The organism is Nioella sp. MMSF_3534, from assembly GCF_030732985.1.
GTDB lineage: Bacteria > Pseudomonadota > Alphaproteobacteria > Rhodobacterales > Rhodobacteraceae > Nioella.
Genome location: NZ_JASHJX010000037.1, coordinates 1 through 18,649, shown reverse-complemented (window position 1 = coordinate 18,649; position 18,649 = coordinate 1). Strand labels below are relative to the sequence as shown.

At 64.1% G+C, this 18,649-nt stretch carries 15 protein-coding genes; 11 read left to right on the top strand and 4 right to left on the bottom strand.

Features of this window, described 5'->3' with window-relative positions; genetic code table 11:
• The first annotated feature begins 93 nt into the window (after positions 1–93).
• The 6 genes from arsC (at position 94) to RBB16_RS15035 (ending at position 4,391) form a co-directional block, all read left to right on the top strand.
• Positions 94–444: an arsenate reductase (glutaredoxin) gene (gene arsC, locus RBB16_RS15060; protein ID WP_306046945.1), complete on the top strand. Its 351-nt coding sequence runs from the start codon at positions 94–96 to the stop codon at positions 442–444.
• A gap of 88 nt (positions 445–532) precedes the next feature.
• Complete coding sequence (mtgA, locus tag RBB16_RS15055) at positions 533–1,237, top strand: monofunctional biosynthetic peptidoglycan transglycosylase (RefSeq protein ID WP_306046944.1); 705 nt, start codon at positions 533–535, stop codon at positions 1,235–1,237.
• A 53-nt stretch (positions 1,238–1,290) separates the two neighbouring features.
• Complete coding sequence (locus RBB16_RS15050) at positions 1,291–1,956, top strand: glutathione S-transferase family protein (RefSeq protein WP_306046943.1); 666 nt, start codon at positions 1,291–1,293, stop codon at positions 1,954–1,956.
• Positions 1,953–2,984 (top strand): tRNA epoxyqueuosine(34) reductase QueG, encoded by a 1,032-nt coding sequence (gene queG / locus RBB16_RS15045; protein ID WP_306046942.1) that lies wholly within the window; start codon positions 1,953–1,955, stop codon positions 2,982–2,984. Before RBB16_RS15050 ends, queG begins: the two co-directional genes overlap by 4 nt.
• Positions 2,981–3,850 (top strand): SDR family oxidoreductase, encoded by an 870-nt coding sequence (locus RBB16_RS15040; RefSeq protein ID WP_306046941.1) that lies wholly within the window; start codon positions 2,981–2,983, stop codon positions 3,848–3,850. The genes queG and RBB16_RS15040 overlap by 4 nt, the downstream gene beginning before the upstream one ends.
• Positions 3,851–3,905: 55 nt before the next feature.
• Positions 3,906–4,391, top strand: coding sequence for a murein L,D-transpeptidase family protein (locus RBB16_RS15035; protein WP_306046940.1), 486 nt, complete (start codon positions 3,906–3,908; stop codon positions 4,389–4,391).
• Between the two features lie 7 nt (positions 4,392–4,398).
• Here the strand turns inward: RBB16_RS15035 and RBB16_RS15030 are convergent, their stop codons facing one another.
• On the bottom strand, positions 4,399–4,953 hold the full coding sequence (locus RBB16_RS15030; protein WP_306046939.1) for a CAP domain-containing protein: 555 nt from the start codon (positions 4,951–4,953) through the stop codon (positions 4,399–4,401).
• Between the two features lie 172 nt (positions 4,954–5,125).
• Here RBB16_RS15030 and RBB16_RS15025 point away from each other — a divergent pair, with 172 nt between their 5' ends.
• On the top strand, positions 5,126–5,728 hold the full coding sequence (locus tag RBB16_RS15025; protein WP_306046938.1) for a L,D-transpeptidase: 603 nt from the start codon (positions 5,126–5,128) through the stop codon (positions 5,726–5,728).
• Between the two features lie 152 nt (positions 5,729–5,880).
• Complete coding sequence (locus tag RBB16_RS15020) at positions 5,881–6,060, top strand: hypothetical protein (protein ID WP_071691191.1); 180 nt, start codon at positions 5,881–5,883, stop codon at positions 6,058–6,060.
• Positions 6,061–6,141: 81 nt separating this feature from the next.
• On the opposite strand, the gene rlmN is transcribed toward RBB16_RS15020, so the two are convergent.
• Positions 6,142–7,329, bottom strand: coding sequence for a 23S rRNA (adenine(2503)-C(2))-methyltransferase RlmN (rlmN, locus tag RBB16_RS15015; RefSeq protein ID WP_306046937.1), 1,188 nt, complete (start codon positions 7,327–7,329; stop codon positions 6,142–6,144).
• A gap of 85 nt (positions 7,330–7,414) precedes the next feature.
• Complete coding sequence (locus tag RBB16_RS15010; protein WP_306046936.1) at positions 7,415–7,942, bottom strand: invasion associated locus B family protein; 528 nt, start codon at positions 7,940–7,942, stop codon at positions 7,415–7,417.
• A 178-nt stretch (positions 7,943–8,120) separates the two neighbouring features.
• Between RBB16_RS15010 and RBB16_RS15005 the strand changes: the two genes are divergently transcribed.
• A complete protein-coding gene (locus RBB16_RS15005) occupies positions 8,121–9,131 on the top strand; it encodes an asparaginase (RefSeq protein WP_306046935.1) in 1,011 nt (336 codons plus the stop codon).
• A gap of 231 nt (positions 9,132–9,362) precedes the next feature.
• On the opposite strand, the gene RBB16_RS15000 is transcribed toward RBB16_RS15005, so the two are convergent.
• Positions 9,363–11,492, bottom strand: a complete 2,130-nt coding sequence (locus RBB16_RS15000) for an ATP-binding protein (RefSeq protein WP_306046934.1) — start codon at positions 11,490–11,492, stop codon at positions 9,363–9,365.
• Between the two features lie 159 nt (positions 11,493–11,651).
• On the opposite strand from RBB16_RS15000, the gene RBB16_RS14995 reads away from it, so the two are divergent.
• Together RBB16_RS14995 and pbpC are read left to right on the top strand one after the other, a co-directional pair.
• Positions 11,652–17,069 (top strand): alpha-2-macroglobulin family protein, encoded by a 5,418-nt coding sequence (locus tag RBB16_RS14995; protein WP_306046933.1) that lies wholly within the window; start codon positions 11,652–11,654, stop codon positions 17,067–17,069.
• A partial coding sequence (gene pbpC, locus RBB16_RS14990; RefSeq protein ID WP_306046932.1) for a penicillin-binding protein 1C occupies positions 17,066–18,649 on the top strand: 1,584 nt, incomplete at its 3' end. The genes RBB16_RS14995 and pbpC, both read left to right, overlap by 4 nt.

Here is an 18,649-nt window from a genome sequence, read left to right as displayed (position 1 = left end):
CGGTTTTTTCCGGCTTCAAGCCACATTTTCATGACAGGTTTTCAACCGGTTGCTTCCGGCCTACGGTGCGCAGGACCGAACCGGAGGCCGAAGATGCATGTCACGATCTACCACAACCCCAGGTGTAGCAAGTCGCGCCAGACGCTGGAGCTGATCCGCGCCGCCGGGGTGGAGCCCGAGATTGTGGAATACCTGAAAACCGGCTGGACCGAGGCGGTTCTGAGCGACCTGTTTACCAAGGCCGGTATCGCGCCACGCGACGCGCTGCGCCTGAAACAGGACCCGGCGCCGGAGCTTGGGCTGGCAAAGGCAGATGACGCCACGATTATGGCCGCTATGATCACCCATCCGGTCCTTGTGGAACGGCCCATTGTCGTGGTGGGGGATCAGGCGGCAATCTGCCGTCCTCCGGAACGGGTGCACGAGGTGCTGGACAAGGTCTGACCGCGCCGGGCTTTTGTCGGAGCGCTGGCGGATGGTGCGGACGCCTCCGGCGGGAGTATTTGGACCAAGAAGAAGGCAGGAGACGCGATTGACCCGAACACCACGCAAGGCGAAACGGCGACCGCTGCTGCGGTTCTTGCTGCGCTGGCTGTTTCGGGGGGCACTGCTGGTTGCCGTTCTGGCGACGGCGTGGATCGCGCTTTATGCCGTCGTGGCGCCGCCCACCACGCCCTATATGCTGAGCGAACGGGCGCGGCTGGGCGAGGTGGTGCAGGTTTGGCGACCGATGGAGGAAATCTCGCCGCATCTGGCGCGGGCCGTGGTGGCCGCCGAGGACGCGAATTTCTGCCTGCATGCGGGGTTTGACATGGATGCCATCCGCGCCGCGATTGCCGAGGGCATGTCGCGCGGCGGGTCCACGATCAGCCAGCAGGTGGTGAAGAACGCCTTCCTGTGGCAGGGCCGGTCCTGGGCGCGCAAGGCGCTGGAAGGGGTTATGACCCCGGTGATGGAGCTGATCTGGACAAAGCGCCGGGTGCTGGAGGTTTACCTGAACATCGTCGAGTTCGACGAGGGCATCTTTGGGGCCGAGGCCGCCGCGCAGCATTATTTCGGCATCTCCGCCGCCGATCTGAACCCGACGCAGGCCGCGCGGCTGGCCGCCGTTCTGCCGAACCCGCGCGAACGGTCGGCCTCCTCCCCCACGGCGGCTCTGCGCGAACGGGCAGCCCGGATCGCGGATGGGGCGGCAACGATACGCGCGGATGGCCGTGACGCCTGTTTTGCGCGTTGAAATTGGCCTCGCCCCAAGGCAAAGAGAGGGGATAAGCCAAAAAAGAGCAGATCATGACCCGCCTCTACCACTTCGCCCTCTCCCCCTTCTGCCGCAAGGTCCGGCTGGTTCTGGCCGAGAAGAAGATCGACGTGGAGTTGATTGACGAGCGCTACTGGGAACCCTCGGGCGAGTTTCTGCGCCGCAACCCGGCGGCCAAGGTGCCGATCCTGAAGATGGACGGGATGCTGCTGACCGAAAGCCAGGCGATCTGTGAGTATATCGAGGAAACCCACCCCGAGCCCGCCCTGATGCCCCGCGATCCGGCGGCGCGGGCCGAGGTGCGGCGGCTGTGCTTCTGGTTCGATGACAAGTTCCACCACGAGGTGACGGCGAACCTTGTCTATGAACGGGTGAACAAGAAGGTAATGCGCGGGGGCTATCCCGACGGCAAGGCGGTCAAGACCGGGGCGCAGAAGATCAAGTTTCATCTCGATTACATGACATGGCTGCTGGACCATCGCCGCTGGCTGGCGGGCGATAGCCTGACGCTGGCCGATTTCACCGCCGCGGCGCATCTGTCCTGCCTTGACTATATCTCGGACGTGGATTGGAACCGGTCAGCGGTGGTGAAGGACTGGTACGCCAAGATCAAGTCTCGGCCCGCCTTCCGCTCGATCCTGGCCGATCAGATCCCCGGCTTCATCCAGCCGCCCCACTACGCGAATCTGGACTTTTGACCGGGCTGAAACCGGCGCTGGAGGCGAAGGCCCTGGAAGAGGGCTTTGCGAAAATGCGTGTGTGTCGGCCCGACGCGATCCCGCAGGCCGCCGGGCGCTTGGCTGCGTTCGTGGATTCCGGGCGACATGGCCAGATGGGCTGGATGGCCGAGCGGATGCACTGGCGCGGGAACCCTGCCCAACTGTGGCCCGAGGCGCGGTCGGTCATCATGCTGGCCGAATCCTATACGCCCGAGGCCGATCCGCTGGAGGCGTTGGAGCGGCGCGATTGCGCCACGATCAGCGTCTATGCGCAAAACCGCGATTATCATGATCTGGTCAAGAAACGGCTGAAACGGGTGGGCCGCTGGCTGCTGGATCAGGCACCGGGCGAGGCGATCAAGGTCTTTGTCGATACCGCGCCAGTCATGGAAAAGCCGCTTGGTCAGGCATCGGGGCTTGGCTGGCAGGGCAAGCATACGAACCTGCTGGCGCGCGATCTGGGGAACTGGTTTTTCCTTGGCTCGATATTTACGACTGTGGAACTGGAACCGGATGCGCCCGAGCGCGACCATTGCGGCAATTGCACCGCCTGTCTGGATATCTGTCCGACCGGAGCCTTCCCTGCACCCTTTCAGCTCGATGCAAGGCGCTGCATTTCCTACCTGACGATCGAGCATCACGGGCCGGTGGACCCGGAGTTGCGCCCGCTGATGGGCAACCGCATTTATGGCTGTGACGATTGTCTTGCCGTGTGTCCGTGGAACAAGTTCGCCGTGGCCGCGACCGAGATGCGCTATGCCGGGCGGGCCGAGCTGCAAAGCCCGAAGCTGGCCGATCTTGCGGGGCTTGATGACTCCGCCTTTCGCGCCATGTTCAGCGGGTCGCCGATCAAGCGGATCGGGCGCGGGCGGTTCGTGCGCAATGTGCTCTATGCGATTGGGAATAGTGGCGACGCGGGGCTGAGGGCGGCAGCACAGGCCCTTACGGAAGATGAAGACCCAACGGTTGCCGATGCGGCCCGGTGGGCGGTGGAGAGGTTGCGATGAAACTGGTGATTTTCGGCATGGGCTATTCGGCGGCTACGCTGGTGCGGGAAATGCGCCCGTTTCAGGCGGGCAGCGTCATTGGCACCACGCGATCCCCGCAGAAGGCGGAGATTCTGGGAAAAACCTCGATCTATCCGCGTGTTTTCCCCGGCACCGACATGCGCCCCGATCTGGAAAAGGCGACCCATGTGCTGATCACCGCAGGGCCGGAGGACGGGGCGGACCCGGTTCTGAAGCACCTGCGCCCGGTATTCGAGGACTTGGCGAGCAGCTTTCAATGGGTCGGATACCTGTCCACCACGGGCGTCTACGGTGACCATCAGGGCGGATGGGTCGATGAAACCGCACCGCTGACCCCGGCCACAAAGCGAGGGCGCGCACGGGTGCAGACCGAGATGGAATGGAACGAGCTTTACCGGCTGAAGGGCCTGCCGCTGCATATCTTCCGCCTGCCGGGCATCTACGGGCCGGGGCGTGGGCCGTTCGCCAAGGTCAGGAACGGCACGGCGCGGCGGATCATCAAGGAGGGGCAGGTGTTCAGCCGCATCCATGTGGAGGATATCGCGCAGGCGCTGATGGCCTCGATGAAACGCCCGCGTCCCGGAGCGATCTACAACATCTGCGACGACGACCCCGCACCACCGCAGGACGTGCTGACCTATGCGGCGGAATTGCTTGGGGTCGATCTGCCCCCCGCCGTGCCTTTTGAGGAAGCCGAGCTGACGCCCATGGCCCGCAGTTTCTATGCGGAATCGAAGCGCGTCGATAACAGCCTGATGAAGCGAGAGCTCAAGGTGAAGCTGCGCTATCCGACCTATAGGGCGGGGCTCGATGCGCTCTTTGCCGCCGAGCAGGCGAAAGGCTGATTCCGGGCGCGTTCGGTATCTGCTAGGGTGCCGCAAATCAGGTTCGAGGCAGGCAATGCGCGCAGTTCTGACAGTTTTTGTATTGGCGATCCTCGCCCTGAGCGGGTGCAGCCGGTTCCCGACCTATACCGGGCCGGAAGTGACGCGGATCATCGTCAACAAAAGTGCCCGGCAGCTGATCCTGATGCATCATGACGAGGTGCTGCGCGAATATGAGATGGAGCTTGGCTTTGCCCCCGAAGGCGACAAGCAGGTCGAAGGCGACGGGCGCACACCCGAAGGCAGCTACATCATCGACCGGCGCAATCCGAACAGCGAGTTCTACCTGTCCATCGGTATTTCCTACCCCAACGAAGAGGATATCGCCGAGGCAGAGGCGCTTGGGGAAAGCCCCGGCGGCGATATCTTCATCCACGGCACGCCGAACCCGTTCCGCCGGGGCGATGACTGGACCGCCGGTTGTATCGCCATTTCCAATCGAGAGATGCGTGAGGTCTATTCGATGGTGCGGTTGGGCACGCCCATCGACATCTATCCGTAAATGCCGTTTAGCTGCTGCGATTCGCGGGCAGGCCCTGACCGGTCGTGCCGCCATCGCCGGTGACCATGGTCCACCAGATCTTGCCCGCCTCTTCCTGATAGAAGGCAAAGCCCAGATCACGCGCATCGGGGTCGGTGATCACGTCGCGGGTGTCGGGCTGCTGCATCCAGGCAGCGACGGTTTCCAGCTCTGATTCGTAGGTTTCCGAGATGTTTTCGCCCAGAAGCCGGCCCTGATAGCCCGCGCGCTGTGCCCGGTCGATGGGTGACGACCCGTCCGATCCGAAATGCCAGGGCCGGTTTTGCAGGCTCATATCCCGCGAATGGGTGGCAGCGGCGGCGTTCAGTTCCGCGTTCAGCGCCAGATCAGGGGCACCTGCCGCGCGGCGCAGGGCGTTGACGCTGTCCAGTACCCGAAACTGGATTTCGGCCTCGTCTCGCGGGTTGATTCGATAGACCGTCGGCAACGGGCGCCCGTCCGCCCCAAGCCGGGGGCTGGTGGTGCCCATGCAGGCCGAAAGCGAGCCAAGGGCCGTCGTCATCAGAAAAGTGCGTCTCAGCATGGGTGGGTTCGCGCCTGTTCATCTTTGGTTGTCCAGATCAATAGCGCCCCGGCCCCCTCCGATCAAACACAACAGGCGCAAAACTGCGCATTGTGATCCGCCCATCAATGGACGCAGCGGGCCAGAGCCGCTATTTTACGCGCCAGAGGCAGTTCCCTACGGAGGTCGGACAATGAGCGACCCGAAAAACCCCAACCTGAACCGTCGCCTTTTCTTGGGCGCGGCGGCCGCGACGCTGGCAACCCCGGCGCTGGCGCAGGACAGCACCTATGAAGGCAGCACCGAGCTGGAGCGCGATGTCAGCCAGACGGTCCGGCACAATATCTCCAGCTTTCGCACGCTGGAATGGCAGGACTATTTCGACAACCTGAACAACGGCGCGATTCTGGTCGATATCACCTCGCGCGCGCTGCATTACTGGAACGAGGCCGAGACGGTCTATCGCCTGTATCCCACGTCTGTTCCCGCAACCGAGGATCTGACGCGGCGCGGCCGTACCCGCGTGGTGCGCAAGGTGGAAGGCCCGGACTGGCGCCCGACGCCCGCCATGCGCGAACGCAACCCGGAATGGCCGGAATACGTGGCCCCCGGCCCGGACAACCCGCTTGGCACCCATGCGCTGTATCTCAGCTGGACCTATTACCGGATTCACGGCACCCATGATACGCGCAAGATCGGGCGGCGCAGTTCGAACGGATGTATCGGCCTGTACAATGAACATATCGCAGATCTGTTCGAACTGGCCCGTGTTGGCACGCAAGTGTTGCTTATTTGACCACAAATCGGCGATCTTGGGCTTCGGGACGATTTCCCGGCATTGCAATCCCAAGGCATTGCTGCTTAAACCTAGTTACGAGGTACAGTCTTGGGTGCCCCGCTATGCGTAATACCGCGCGAAAAATTTTGGGGCGTATCTTGGAGGATACTATGAAAAAACTCGCACTCGCAGCCGCTCTGTCCGTTGCCGCCACCTCCGCTTTTGCTGGCGGCTACGTTGAGCCCGTTCTGGAACCCGTCGTGATCGTGGAAGACACCTCGTCCTCCGCTGGCGGCGTCCTGGTTCCCCTGCTGGCCATCATCCTGATCGCAGCTGCAATCGCTGACTAATAAGTCATCGACTTCTAGAATAGAGAAAGGCGGCCTTCGCGGGCCGCCTTTTTCATGTTCAGACTCTGAAAAAGCCAAGCATTATTCAGACAATCCAGCCTCGGCGGCGATCTGGGCGCGGCTCTTGCGGGCACGCTCGGTGGCCGATTTCAGCTGACCGCAGGCGGCCATGATATCCTCGCCCCGAGGGGTGCGGATGGGGCTGGCGTAACCTGCCTTGTAGATGATGTCGGCAAAGCGCTCGATCCGCTCCCAGTCCGACCGTTCATAGGGTGCGCCGGGCCATTCGTTGAACGGGATCAGGTTGATCTTGGCCGGGATGCCCTTGATCAGCTTCACCAGCCTGCGGGCGTCTTCATCCGTGTCGTTCACATCCTTAAGCATCACATATTCAAAGGTGATTCGTTCAGAGTTCGACAATTTCGGATAGGCGCGCAGCGCATCCAGCAGGTCGGCAATCGGCCAGCGCTTGTTGATCGGCACCAGCTTGTCACGGGTCTCATCGGTGGTGGCGTGGAAAGACACCGCCAGCATGCACCCGATTTCCTCGGCGGTCTTGGCAATCTCGGGCACCACGCCAGAGGTCGAAAGGGTGATCCGACGGCGTGACAGGGAAATCCCCTCGCCATCCATCGCGATCTTCATCGCGTCGCGGACATTGTCGAAATTATACAGCGGCTCGCCCATGCCCATCAGCACGATATTCGACAGCAGGCGCGGGCCGTTCTCACCGGTGCCTTCGCCCGGTTCCGGCCATTCGCCCAGATCGTCGCGCGCCACCATGATCTGCCCGACAATCTCACCGGCTGTCAGGTTGCGCACCAGTTTCTGCGTGCCCGTGTGGCAAAAGGAACAGGTCAGCGTGCAGCCGACCTGGGACGAGATGCACAGAGTCCCGCGATCGGTTTCGGGGATATAGACGATCTCGACCTCATGGCCGCCGGCGATCCGAACCAGATATTTGCGGGTGCCATCGGCAGAGACATTGCGCGTCACGACCTCTGGTACCTCGATCACGAACCGCTCGGCCAAAAGTGCACGGTAGGCTTTGGCAAGGTTCGTCATCTCGTCAAAGCTGCGCACCCCCCAATGGTAAACCCATTGCCAGATCTGGTTGACCCGCATCTTGGCCTGCTTTTCCGGCGTCCCCGCCGCGATCAGCGCTGCGCGCAGCTGGTCCCGCGTCAGGCCGACGATATTGGTCGGGCCTTCGGGCAGTTTGCGCGGAATGGTCAGGACATCCTGCGTGATGGGGGCGCTGGCGGACATGTCAAAGCTCCGAGAAGGGAATGCGGACACATATAAGCATCCGTCCCTCAAGGCAAACCTTGTCTTGGCAGGAATTGACTGGAAATCAGCCGCCGCAGCGGGTTTCCGCATCCTCGACCGCGGCGGTGAAGCCCAACAGAGAGAAGGTATCGACCGTTTGCGTGCCCCGCGCCGAGCGGGCGGTCAGCACCGCGTCGGCCCCGCGCTTCATCGCGGTGATGATCCGCTGATCTTCCTGTTCGGACGCGGCCCAGGCCATTTCACCATCGGTGAACAGTTCGAAGGTCGAGTTTCCGATCTCCATCGTCACCGTGGAATCATCCGCAAAGGGATAGCCACCGGTAAAGGAAACCTCACCCATCCGGCTTTCAGACGGCCAATAGCTGACGAACAGCAGGATCTCCGACCGGCGCACGGCCACCACACGGCCATCGCGGGTGTTCACCGTTTCGCGCGGCGCGGACACGACCCAGCATTGCGTCGGGTCATCCTCGACGAACACGCTCCAATCCGTTTCCGCGTTGACGCGGTTCTCGGATTCCTCGGTGTCCTGGGCAAACGACGGCGCCGAAAACGCCAGTGCGATCACCAATCCAGCAACCCAGTTCTTCATCTTGATCCAGCCTCCAGCCGTCTCTGCCTCTGGTTTGGGGTTCGGCCTGTTTTCAGGTCTTGCGCTCAAACCCCGCCCACTTCTAACTGCGAGCGGAGATTAACCCGAAAATCCTTTAGGGGAAAAGCCCCGGTAGCGGAAAATTGCCGGAACCCCTGATCAGAAGGAGGAAAACAGCATGGCTGAGGCGGAAACACTGGTCGAGGTCTGGCGCGGGCCGTTCTGCGAAAGCGTTCATCGCGGTCATGCGGTTGTGTGGGACGCCGAAGGCGGCATCGTGGCCAGCTGGGGCGACCCCGATGCGGTGATCCTGCCCCGGTCGTCCTGCAAGATGATCCAGGCGCTGCCCCTGATCGAAAGCGGCGCCGCCGAGGCTTTCGGTTTGTCAGAGGCGCAACTGGCCCTGTCCTGCGCGTCCCATAACGGGGCGGCGGTCCACACGGAAATGGTGCGTGCGTGGCTGGACGGGCTGGGGATCGACCCAGAAGAGGCCCTGCGCTGCGGGCCGCAGATGCCGGGTGACCCTGACGCGCGGAGCGCCCTGATCAAGACCGACAGCTCGCCCTGCCAGATCCACAACAATTGTTCCGGCAAGCATTCCGGCTTTCTGACTTTGGCCAAACATCTGGGGGCCGGGCCGGACTATGTGGACCCCGACCACCCGGTACAGGTGGCGGTAAAATCCGCGTTCGAGGAGGTGACCGGGGAAACCAGCCCCGGCCATGGCATCGACGGCTGTTCCGCGCCCAACTTTGCCTGCACCGTCACCGGGCTGGCCCGCGCCATGGGCCATTTCGCCGCCGCAACCGGTGCAGGCGATGCGCGCGACCGCGCCATGCACCGGCTGACCCGCGCCATGGCGGCCCATCCGGTTCTGGTGGCGGGCGAAGGAAGATCCTGCACGGCGCTGATGCGCGCAATGTCAGGCCGCGCATCGGTCAAGACCGGGGCCGAGGCAGTGTTCATCGCGATCGTGCCGGAACGGCGCATGGGCGTCGCCCTGAAGATCGAGGACGGGGCAACCCGAGGATCGGAGGCGGTCATCACCCGCATTCTGTGCGGCCTGGGTGTGCTGGACGCACGCCATCCAGCCGCCCTCACCTATACAAACGGCCCGATCCGTAACCGCCGCGATATCGTAACCGGCGAATATCGCTTGTCAGGGTCGCTTTCCGACTGGAAACCATAGTCAAAGACCCCGGGTCATGTTCTGCCAATCCCCCCTCGGCTCTTTCATCTTGGTAAAAATACCTCCGCCGGAGGCGTCCTGCCCTCTCTGCCTGGCCCTTCATCACAGCCAGCGAACCGCGCTTTCCACGCTTCCGTGGCAACGCGGCATGACGAGGCCTCCGGCGCAAGCCGGGGGTTGAGGAGGGCCGCTCACGGGTCGACGCCGGAAGGCGGCGAAACCGGTTGGTGCCTATTCCTGCATCAGCGGCAATACACCCCCCGGTTTCAATGCCTCCAGCCTACTGATGATCTCGGCCTTCTTCAGTGGTTTTGTCAGGTAGTGATCCACCCCCGCCGCCACGATCTCCGCTTCGTGATCCTCCATCGCATGGGCAGTCATCGCGACAATCGGCAATCTCGGCAGGCCCTTCGCCTCCTCATCCGCACGGATCCGGCGGGTCAGTTCCAGCCCGTCCATCTCGGGCATGGAGATATCGGTGAACAGCAGGTCGGGCCGTTCCGCCCGGTAGGCCTCCCATGCCTCCTGACCATTATTCGCAAGCTCCAGCTCAAGATCGAGCGCCTTGATCATCTTGCGAAAGATCATCTGGTTGGTCTTGTTATCCTCCGCCGCCAGCAGGCGCAGCTTTCCTGGAGCGTCCGCAGGCGGGGCATCCTGCGGAGGCACTGGTCGCGTGACAAGCGCCACCTTTTCCATCAACGCTTGCCGGAAATCGCGCAAGGGGGCTTCCAGCGTGATTTCGGGAATCGGGGCCGCGGGGTTGGCCCGACGATCCGAGAGGCATCGCAGGACGGGGAAGGCAGGGGTTTCCAGCGGCTCTTCCCCGACCTCTTCCGTCAGGACCACGAGGTCCGGCCTGCCCCCGATGCCTGCCACCTCGTCCACCGCCCGCACATCCGCCTTGAGCTTCAGGAACTGGCGTTCCACCAGCCGCCGCGCGCCACTTTCCGGGCCGACCAGCACAACCTTGGTCAGCTCTGCGGGCAATGGCTGCACCGGGCAGGGAACTTCGCCGTCCGCCACAGGCAGGGTCAGTCGGAACGCGAAGGTTGCTCCCTGCCCAAGCTCCGAGTCGATCCAGATATCGCCGCCCATCATGCGCACCAGCTTGTGGGTGATCGCCAGCCCCAGCCCGGTGCCTTCATACTTGCGGTTCGCCTGATCCTCGACCTGGTTGAATTCCCCGAACACATGCGCCTGTTTGTCGGCCGCGATGCCGATGCCGGTATCTTCCACCGCGATCACCAGCGTGACCTGACCGTTTTCCACCGGTTCGCCCATGACGCGCACAAGCACATGGCCCCGGTCTGTGAACTTGACGGCATTCCCGATCAGGTTGGTCAGCACTTGCCGCACCCGGCCCCGGTCGCCCACAAGCGATTGAGGCAGGAAGATATCGTAATCCAGCAGCAATTGCAGATCTCGGCCCTGAATGGACGGGCGCAGCAGGCGGAAGATCTCGCGGATCAGATCCTCCAGATCGAAGGCCTCGGCATGCAGCACCAGCTTGTCCGCCTCGATCTTTGAAAAATCGAGCACATCGTTGATGATCTCCAGCAATGCCTCGCCGGAATTGCGGATCGTGTCGGCGCATTGGCGCTGATCCTCGTCCAGATCGGTTTCCCGCAGCAGGTCTGCCATGGCCACGACCCCATTCATCGGCGTCCTGATCTCGTGGCTCATATTGGCAAGGAAGGCCGACTTGGCCCGGTTCGCGGCCTCCGCCTGATCGCGGGCATCGCGCAGGTCCCGTTCCCGCCGGATCGTTTCGGTGATGTTCAGCATCAGGCTGACCATGTCGCCATCGGGCGCGCGCTTGTCCACCAGCTTGACGAAGCCACCGTTCCACAGCTTGACCGTGCGCTGCGGGATCGGGTCCTGTTCCCACCGGGCGGTCATGTCATCGACCCAATCGTCGGGATGCACGCCTTCCAGATCGACCAGCCCTTCGTCCACGGCAATCCGCAGGATGGAATCGTAGCTGGCCCCCGGCCCAACCTCGACCATACCCTCAAAGATATTGAGAAAAGCACTGTTGGCCGCAACCAGCCGGCCGGATCGGTCATAGATCGCAAAGCCGTCCTCGATGATATCGAGAGAATCCCACAGCCGCCGTTCGGCGCGTTCGGCCTTTTCTGTCGCCACTTCCAGATCGGCCCGCGCGCGGGTTGTTTCGCCGACCAGTTCGGCGTTTTCCTCCCGCTGCTCGATCACCTGATCCGACAGACGGTCCGCCTGTTGGGCCAGCTTGCGGTTTGCGGCGAACAGTTCCTCCTGCTTCTGAACCAGCAGCCGTTCAGCCGCCAGCCGCGCCCGGCGTTCGCGCGCCAAACGATCATCGAAGCCGGTGCCATCCATGCCCTGTCTCACCCGAATCCATTCTCCGACCGGCAGAATGACGCCGGTTTCCTTTCCATCGGCTTAAGACCGGTGTCGCGGCATGGACTCCGGGGGGCTGGTCGTGGCAGCATGAGGCAAAGCTATTTATTGATACGATTTTTGATACCGGAGGTGCCCATGCGCACGTTGATCGTGGCTGGTTTGATGTCCTTGCTGCCCCTTGTGGCCACCGCCCAGGACGGGCCCGTGGCCGAGCGGTTCTATGCAATCACCCAGGACACGGATTTTCCCGGTGCAGACCTGACACCGATCTATGACACATCGCTGATCGGGTGCATCCGGGCGTGTCTGGCAGATTCGGATTGTGCCGCCTTCACCTTCAACGAACGCAATGGCAGCTGTTTTCCCAAGACCGATGTCCTTGCGATGGAATCCTATGACGGGGCCATGTCCGCCACGGTGCGCGACACCGATCCGGCAGTTCTGGCGCGGCTGGAGGACCGGCTGGAGCAACTGGATTTCCTGAATGCGACTGATCTGTCCAGGGCGCGTATCGAGGCCGAAGGGCTGCCCCGCCGCCACTATGCCGGCACCTGGACGGCAGAGCGTATTCTCGCCGCCGCCGAAGCGCGGCTGGAAGAGGGGGAGTTCCAGCAGGCCATGCGGCTCTATGGCTCTGCCATCACCGTGACAGACGACCCTGCCCATTGGATGGAATATGCGCGTCTGGCGCTGGAGATCGAAGTGCCCAGCCGGACCGAACAGCGCAACCTCAATCGCACCGCCCTGACAGCGGCCACCAATGCCATCTTGCGGGCCGCACCCGGACAACAACTGTCTGACGCCGCCGCCCTGCTGGCCCGCGCATTGGAAGAAAACAGCCGGGGCCGCAGCATGATCTTCGCGCTGCGACTTGCGATTGCTGAGGCCCCGTCAGAGGCGCTGGAAGCAGAGCTTGAACGCGCCATCGGGCTCTACGGCTTCCGCGTGACCACGACCCGAGTGGAAAACGACGCCGCCGAACCGCGCATCTGCGCCATCTTCTCGGAAGATATCGCAGGCGGTGTCACCCATGCGGATTTCCTGCAAACCACGGTCAGCGGCCTGTCGGTCGAGGCCGAGAACCGGCAGTTCTGCATCTCGGGCGTCCAGCATGGGCAGCGCTATGAGTTCACCCTGCGCGCTGGCCTGCCCGCCGCCTCGGGTGAAACCCTGCACAGCCCGGCCACCCTGCGCCTTTACGTGCGCGACCGCTCCCCCACCTTGCGGTTCCCGGGGCGCGCCTATGTGCTGCCACGCCTTGCGGGCGGCGCGCTGCCCATTGTGACCGTGAATACCGACGAGGTGGCATTGCGGCTCTATTCCGTGACCGACCGCAATATCGTGCGCAGCCTGCAGGACGACTATTTCGGGCGGCCCCTGAACCAGTGGGAGGTGAATCGCTTTTCCACCGAACTGGCCGAAACCGTCTGGGAAGGTGTCGGAGAGGTCTCGAACCGGCTGAACGAGGACGTGACGACCAGCCTGCCCATGGGCGAGGTTCTGGCCACGCTTGCCCCCGGTCTCTATGCGCTGGAGGCCCGGATCGACGGCCCTGAAGGGCGCGACCTGCCCCCGGCGACGCAGTGGTTTTTCGTCTCTGACCTTGGGCTTTCCGCTGTCTCCGGCACCAATGGGGTCAATGTGATCGTGCGGTCTCTGGCCGATACGTCCGGCATCGAGGGGGCCACCGTGCGTCTTGTATCCGAGTCGAACCGGGTGCTGGCCGAACTGGAAAGCGACCGTCAGGGCCGGGTGCATTTCCCCGCCGATCTGACCGCAGGCCGCGCCGGGGCATCGCCCGCCATGATCACCGTGGAACAGGAGGGCGATTTCGCCTTCCTGTCGCTGCGTGAAGCGGAGTTCGACCTCTCTGACCGTGGGGTCGAGGGCCGCCCCGCCGCGCCGCCGATTGACCTGTTCCTGACCACCGAACGCGGCGCTTATCGGGCGGGGGAAACCATCCACGCCACCGCCTTGGCACGCGACGGGCAATCCCGCGCGCTGCCCGGCTTGCCGCTGACGGCCATTCTGACCCGCGCCGATGGTGTCGAATACAGCCGCATAGTGCTTGAGGAAACCGGCGCGGGCGGCTTCGTCTGGCAGATGCCCCTGGGCGCGAATGTGCCGCGCGGCACCTGGCGGCTGGCCGTCCATGCAGACCCCGACGCGCAGCCCCTGGCCAGCCAAACCCTGCTGGTCGAGGATTTCCTGCCGGAACGGATCGACGTGGAGCTGTCCCTGCCCGAAGGCTCGCAACCCCTCGACCGGCCCGCTGTGCTGGACCTTCAGGCCGACTACCTCTTTGGGGCCCCCGCAGGTGAATTGCCGATTGAGGGAGAGTGGATCCTGCGCCCGGTCGCAACGCTGGAGGCCTTCCCCGGATACCGCTTTGGCCGATTTGACGACCGCCCCGACCGAATTCGCTACAGCCTGCCGGATGGCCAAAGAACAGATGCCACCGGCGCGGCCCGGATCGAGTTGTCCTTGCCAGAGCTCGACGGCCTGCCGCATCCCTGGACGATGAGCGTGACCGCCCGCGTCACCGAAGGCTCCGGTCGCCCGGTGGAACGACAGATCACACGGCCCCTCGACCCCTCGGGCACGCTCATTGGTATTCGCCCGCTCTTTGACGGCACCCTGCCCGAAGGCACGGATGCCCAGTTTCACCTGATCGCCGTCGGGGCCGAGGCGCAGCCGGTGCGCTGGACGCTGAACCGGGTCGAACGGCGCTATCAATGGTACACGCAGAACGGGCGCTGGAACTGGGAACCGGTGACAACCCGTACCCGTATTGCCAATGGCGAGGCCGTGCTTGGCACTGACCCGGTGGCAATCTCCACCCCCGCCGATTGGGGGCGCTATGAACTTCGCGTGGAAAGTACCGAGGGCCGCTATACGGCCAGCTCCGTCAGCTTCCGCGCCGGGTGGTATGGCGGGGGCGATGACGTGGGTACGCCCGATCTGCTGGAGGTCTCGCTCGATGCTGAAAGCTATGACGTGGGCGACGAGGCGCGGTTGCGCGTGGTGCCCCGGTCCGGCGGACTGGTCCTGATCCGGGTCATGTCGAACCGGCTGATCCATCAGGAACTTGTGACCATCGGCGATGACCCCGACACGTTCCCGCTGGCGGTGACAGAGGAATGGGGCAATGGCGCTTACGTGACCGCGACGCTCCTGCGCCCGTTGGAGGGGTTGCCCGCGCAGATGCCCGCCCGCTCGCTCGGGCTGGTGCATGCCACCGTCAATCCCGGCCCCCGCGCGCTGGATGTGGTGATGGAAGCCCCGATCACCTCCGCCCCCCGTGGCCCGATGGAGGTTGTCCTGCGCGTTGGTAATGCCGAACCGGGCGACACAATCTACGCCAGCATCGCCGCGGTCGATCTGGGTATCCTGAACCTGACCGGCTTCCAGTCGCCCGACCCGATGGGGCATTTCTTCGGTCAGCGGCGTCTTGGCGTTGGTATCCGAGACCTCTATGGGCGGCTGATTTCCGGAGGGGGTGACCCCGGCGCGATCCGGCAAGGGGGCGATGCCAGTGCCGGTGCCCGCATGCAGGCCCCACCCCCGACCGAGGCGCTGGTTGCCTTCCATTCCGGTCCCGTCACGGTGGATGAGGACGGGCTGGCGCGTGTCCGTTTCGACATTCCCAGCTTCAACGGCACCGTTCGGGTGATGGCGGTTGCGTGGAATGAGGCGGGTATCGGACAGGCCGAGGCCGATGTTCTGGTGCGTGACCCGGTGGTTGTCACCGCCTCCATGCCGCGCTTCATGGCACCGGGCGACAATGCGCGGCTGCTGCTGGAAGTGACCCATGCGGAAGGGCCTACCGGGCTGATGCCCATTGAAATCGAGACCTCTGCGGGGCTGAACATCGGCTCCATCCTTTCCGCCGTGACGTTGGAGGAAGGCGAGACCGAACGCCTGCGCGTGCCGCTATTTGCGTTGGAAGAGCTTGGTGAACAGCAGGTGGACGTCACCCTGATCACGCCGGACGGCCAGCGGCTGTCGCGGACCTTGCGGCTGGTGGTGCAATCGAACGATCCGGTCACCGCCGTGACCTCTCGGTTTACGCTTGCCCCCGGTGACAGCCTCGACTTTGACGCAACCGTGCTGGCGGGCCTGCGTCCCGGCACTGGCCGGGCAACGCTCTCCGCCGGTCCCCTTGCCCGGTTTGACGCGCCGGGGCTTTTGCAGATGCTCGACCGCTACCCCTATGGCTGCACCGAACAGGTCACCAGCCAGGCGATGCCGCTGCTCTACATGGCCGATGTGGCCGAGGCGCTGGACCTTGCCCATGCGGATGATCTGTCGATCCGCATCCAGCAGGCCATTGACGCGGTGCTGGTCAATCAGGCCGCCAATGGCGGCTTTGGCCTCTGGGGGGCCTATTCCGGCGATCCGTGGCTTGATGCCTATGTCACCGACTTCCTGTCGCGCGCACGGGCGGAGGGCTATGCGGTGCCCGACCTCGCCTTCCAATCGGCGCTGGACGCGTTGCGCAATCATGTCGCCACCGCCGCCGATTTCGAGGAAGGGGGCGAATCCATCGCCTATTCGCTGATGGTTCTGGCCCGCGAGGGCGCGGCAGCGATTGGTGACCTGCGCTACTATGCCGATGTGAAGGCCGATGCCTTTGCCACCCCGCTGGCGCTTGGCCAGTTGGGCGCGGCGCTGGCGATGTATGGGGATCAGCCACGCGCCGATGCCATGTTCCGGCAGGGCTATCAACTGCTGCTGACGCAAAGCCTTGCGTCTGAAACCACCGGCTGGCGGGCCGATTTCGGCACACGCCGCCGCGACGCCACCGCGCTGCTGACGCTGGCCGCCGGGGCCGGGTCGCAGGCCATTCCGCTTGATGCGCTCGCTGCCGCCCTGCCCGCGCCCAGTGCCAATGTCTCTACCCAGGAAGCGGTGTGGAGCCTGCTGGCCGCAGATGCGCTGATCGACATGGACGGGTTGTCGTCGCTGACGTTGAATGGTGCCGCCGTGGATGGCCCCCTCATCGAAGTGCTGGAAGCGGGCGATCCGACCACGCGAACCCTCACCAATACCGGCGACCGGGAGGAGACCCTGACGCTGACCCGCTACGGTCAGGCAGAGGGCGCGACGGAAGAGGGCGGCAACGGCTACCGCATCACGCGCAGCTACATGACGCTCGATGGCGTACCTGCCGATCCCTCCGAGGTCAATGTCGGCACACGGCTGGTCGTGGTGCTGCATGTTCTCGGGTTCACCGACCGCACCGCGCGGCTGATGGTGAACGACCCGTTGCCTGCGGGCTTCGAGATCGACAATCCCAACCTGCTGCGCGCGGGCGATATCGGCACGCTCAGCGATCTGGATGTGACCGACTTCACCGATCATACGGAGTTCCGGCAGGAGAGGTTCCTTGCCGCCGTCACACACCGGCGCGGTGACCTGATGCGGCTGGCCTATATCGTGCGCGCGGTGACGCCCGGCAGCTTCCACCACCCGGCGGCCTCGGTCGAGGACATGTACCGACCCGCCTTCCGCGCTCAGACGGCATCGGGCCATGTGGTGATCACCGAGTGATCAGGGCAAGGGCCTTCCTCTGGCTGGCGGCGCTGCTGCTGGCGGTTGGGCTGGCGCGGGACCGGTTCGATGCGTGGATCGATGCGACGGTCATTCCGCCGCTGGTGCCAGTCACATCGGTCGAGGTGCTGGACCGCGACGGCGTGTTGCTGCGCGCCTATACGGTCGAGGACGGGCGTTGGCGATTGCCCGTGTCACTGGCCGAGGTGGACCCCGAGTTCATCGAGCTGCTGCTGAATTTCGAGGACCGGCGGTTTTACGATCATTCCGGTGTCGATTGGCGGGCCATGGCGCGGGCCGGGTGGCAGGCGCTTACCAATGGGCGCATCGTCTCGGGCGCATCCACCATCACCATGCAGGTTGCGCGGCTTCTTGAAGACAGCGGCACAGGTTCCTGGCGCGGCAAGCTCAGGCAGATGCGGCTGGCGCTGGCGCTGGAACGGCAGTTGACCAAGCAGGAGATTCTGACGCTCTACCTGCATCTCGTGCCCTATGGCGGGAATATCGAGGGTATCCGCGCCGCGACCTTCACCTGGTTCGGACAGGAACCAAGGCAGTTGACCACCGCCGAGGCAGCCCTGCTGGTCGCCATTCCCCAGGCCCCCAACAGCCGCCGCCCCGACCGCAACCCGGAAAACGCCCATATCGCCCGCGACCGCGTACTGGCCCGCGCCGTGACCTTCGGCGTGCTGTCCGAGGAAGAGGCGACCTCGGCCATGGCCGAACCCTTGCCGACCGAGCGCCGCGACTTCCCTCTTCTGGCCCCACACCTGTCGGACCGTATGCTGGCTGAAGACCCCACCGGGCAACACCGGCTGACCATCGACGCGACCTTGCAGGCGCAGATGGAAGCGCTGGCGCGAGAGGCGGTGCGCGGGCAGGGCACCCGGCTGAATGCCGCGATCATGGTGATGGACCACCAGACGGGCGAGGTTCTGGCCTCGGTCGGGTCCGCGGAGTATTCCGACAACCCGCTGCAAGGTTTCGTGGACATGACGCAGGCGTTGCGTTCGCCCGGCTCTACCCTGAAACCGCTGATCTATGGTTTGGCCTTCGAGGCCGGGCTGATCCACCCCGAGAGCCTGATCGAGGACCGCCCAACCCGGTTCGGCAGTTACGCACCCCAGAATTTCGACCGCGTCTTCCGGGGGGAGCTGTCAGTCCGCCGCGCGCTGCAAGCCTCGCTCAACATCCCCGTGGTGTCGCTGCTGGAGGAGCTTGGCCCCGCAGAACTGATGAACCGCATGCGGCGGGCCGGGATGCAGCCGGAACTGCCCGCCGGTCAGCCGGGCTTGGCCGTTGCGCTTGGCGGCGTCGGCGTGACGATGGAGGACCTGATGCGCATGTATGGCGCGCTGGCCTCTGGCGGAGAATACGTGCCGCTGCACTACCGGCAGGGCGACCGTGCTAGCGAGCCGGTTCAAGTCCTGTCCCCCGTGGCCAGCTGGTATGTGGGTGACATCCTGTCTGACATGATCCCGCCCGCCAATGCGCCGCGCAATGGGCTCGCCTACAAGACCGGCACCAGCTACGGCCACCGTGATGCCTGGGCCTTTGGCTATGACGGGCGACATGTGGTG

Bases quoted from the DNA above. Each gene is read 5' to 3' on its own strand.
- arsC (WP_306046945.1), top strand. From the start codon at position 94: ATGCATGTCACGATCTACCACAACCCCAGGTGTAGCAAGTCGCGCCAG.
- RBB16_RS15050 (WP_306046943.1), top strand. From the start codon at position 1,291: ATGACCCGCCTCTACCACTTCGCCCTCTCCCCCTTCTGCCGCAAGGTC.
- RBB16_RS15040 (WP_306046941.1), top strand. From the start codon at position 2,981: ATGAAACTGGTGATTTTCGGCATGGGCTATTCGGCGGCTACGCTGGTG.
- RBB16_RS15035 (WP_306046940.1), top strand. From the start codon at position 3,906: ATGCGCGCAGTTCTGACAGTTTTTGTATTGGCGATCCTCGCCCTGAGC.
- RBB16_RS15030 (WP_306046939.1), bottom strand. From the start codon at position 4,953: ATGCTGAGACGCACTTTTCTGATGACGACGGCCCTTGGCTCGCTTTCG.
- RBB16_RS15025 (WP_306046938.1), top strand. From the start codon at position 5,126: ATGAGCGACCCGAAAAACCCCAACCTGAACCGTCGCCTTTTCTTGGGC.
- RBB16_RS15020 (WP_071691191.1), top strand. From the start codon at position 5,881: ATGAAAAAACTCGCACTCGCAGCCGCTCTGTCCGTTGCCGCCACCTCC.
- rlmN (WP_306046937.1), bottom strand. From the start codon at position 7,329: ATGTCCGCCAGCGCCCCCATCACGCAGGATGTCCTGACCATTCCGCGC.
- RBB16_RS15010 (WP_306046936.1), bottom strand. From the start codon at position 7,942: ATGAAGAACTGGGTTGCTGGATTGGTGATCGCACTGGCGTTTTCGGCG.
- RBB16_RS15005 (WP_306046935.1), top strand. From the start codon at position 8,121: ATGGCTGAGGCGGAAACACTGGTCGAGGTCTGGCGCGGGCCGTTCTGC.
- RBB16_RS15000 (WP_306046934.1), bottom strand. From the start codon at position 11,492: ATGGATGGCACCGGCTTCGATGATCGTTTGGCGCGCGAACGCCGGGCG.
- RBB16_RS14995 (WP_306046933.1), top strand. From the start codon at position 11,652: ATGCGCACGTTGATCGTGGCTGGTTTGATGTCCTTGCTGCCCCTTGTG.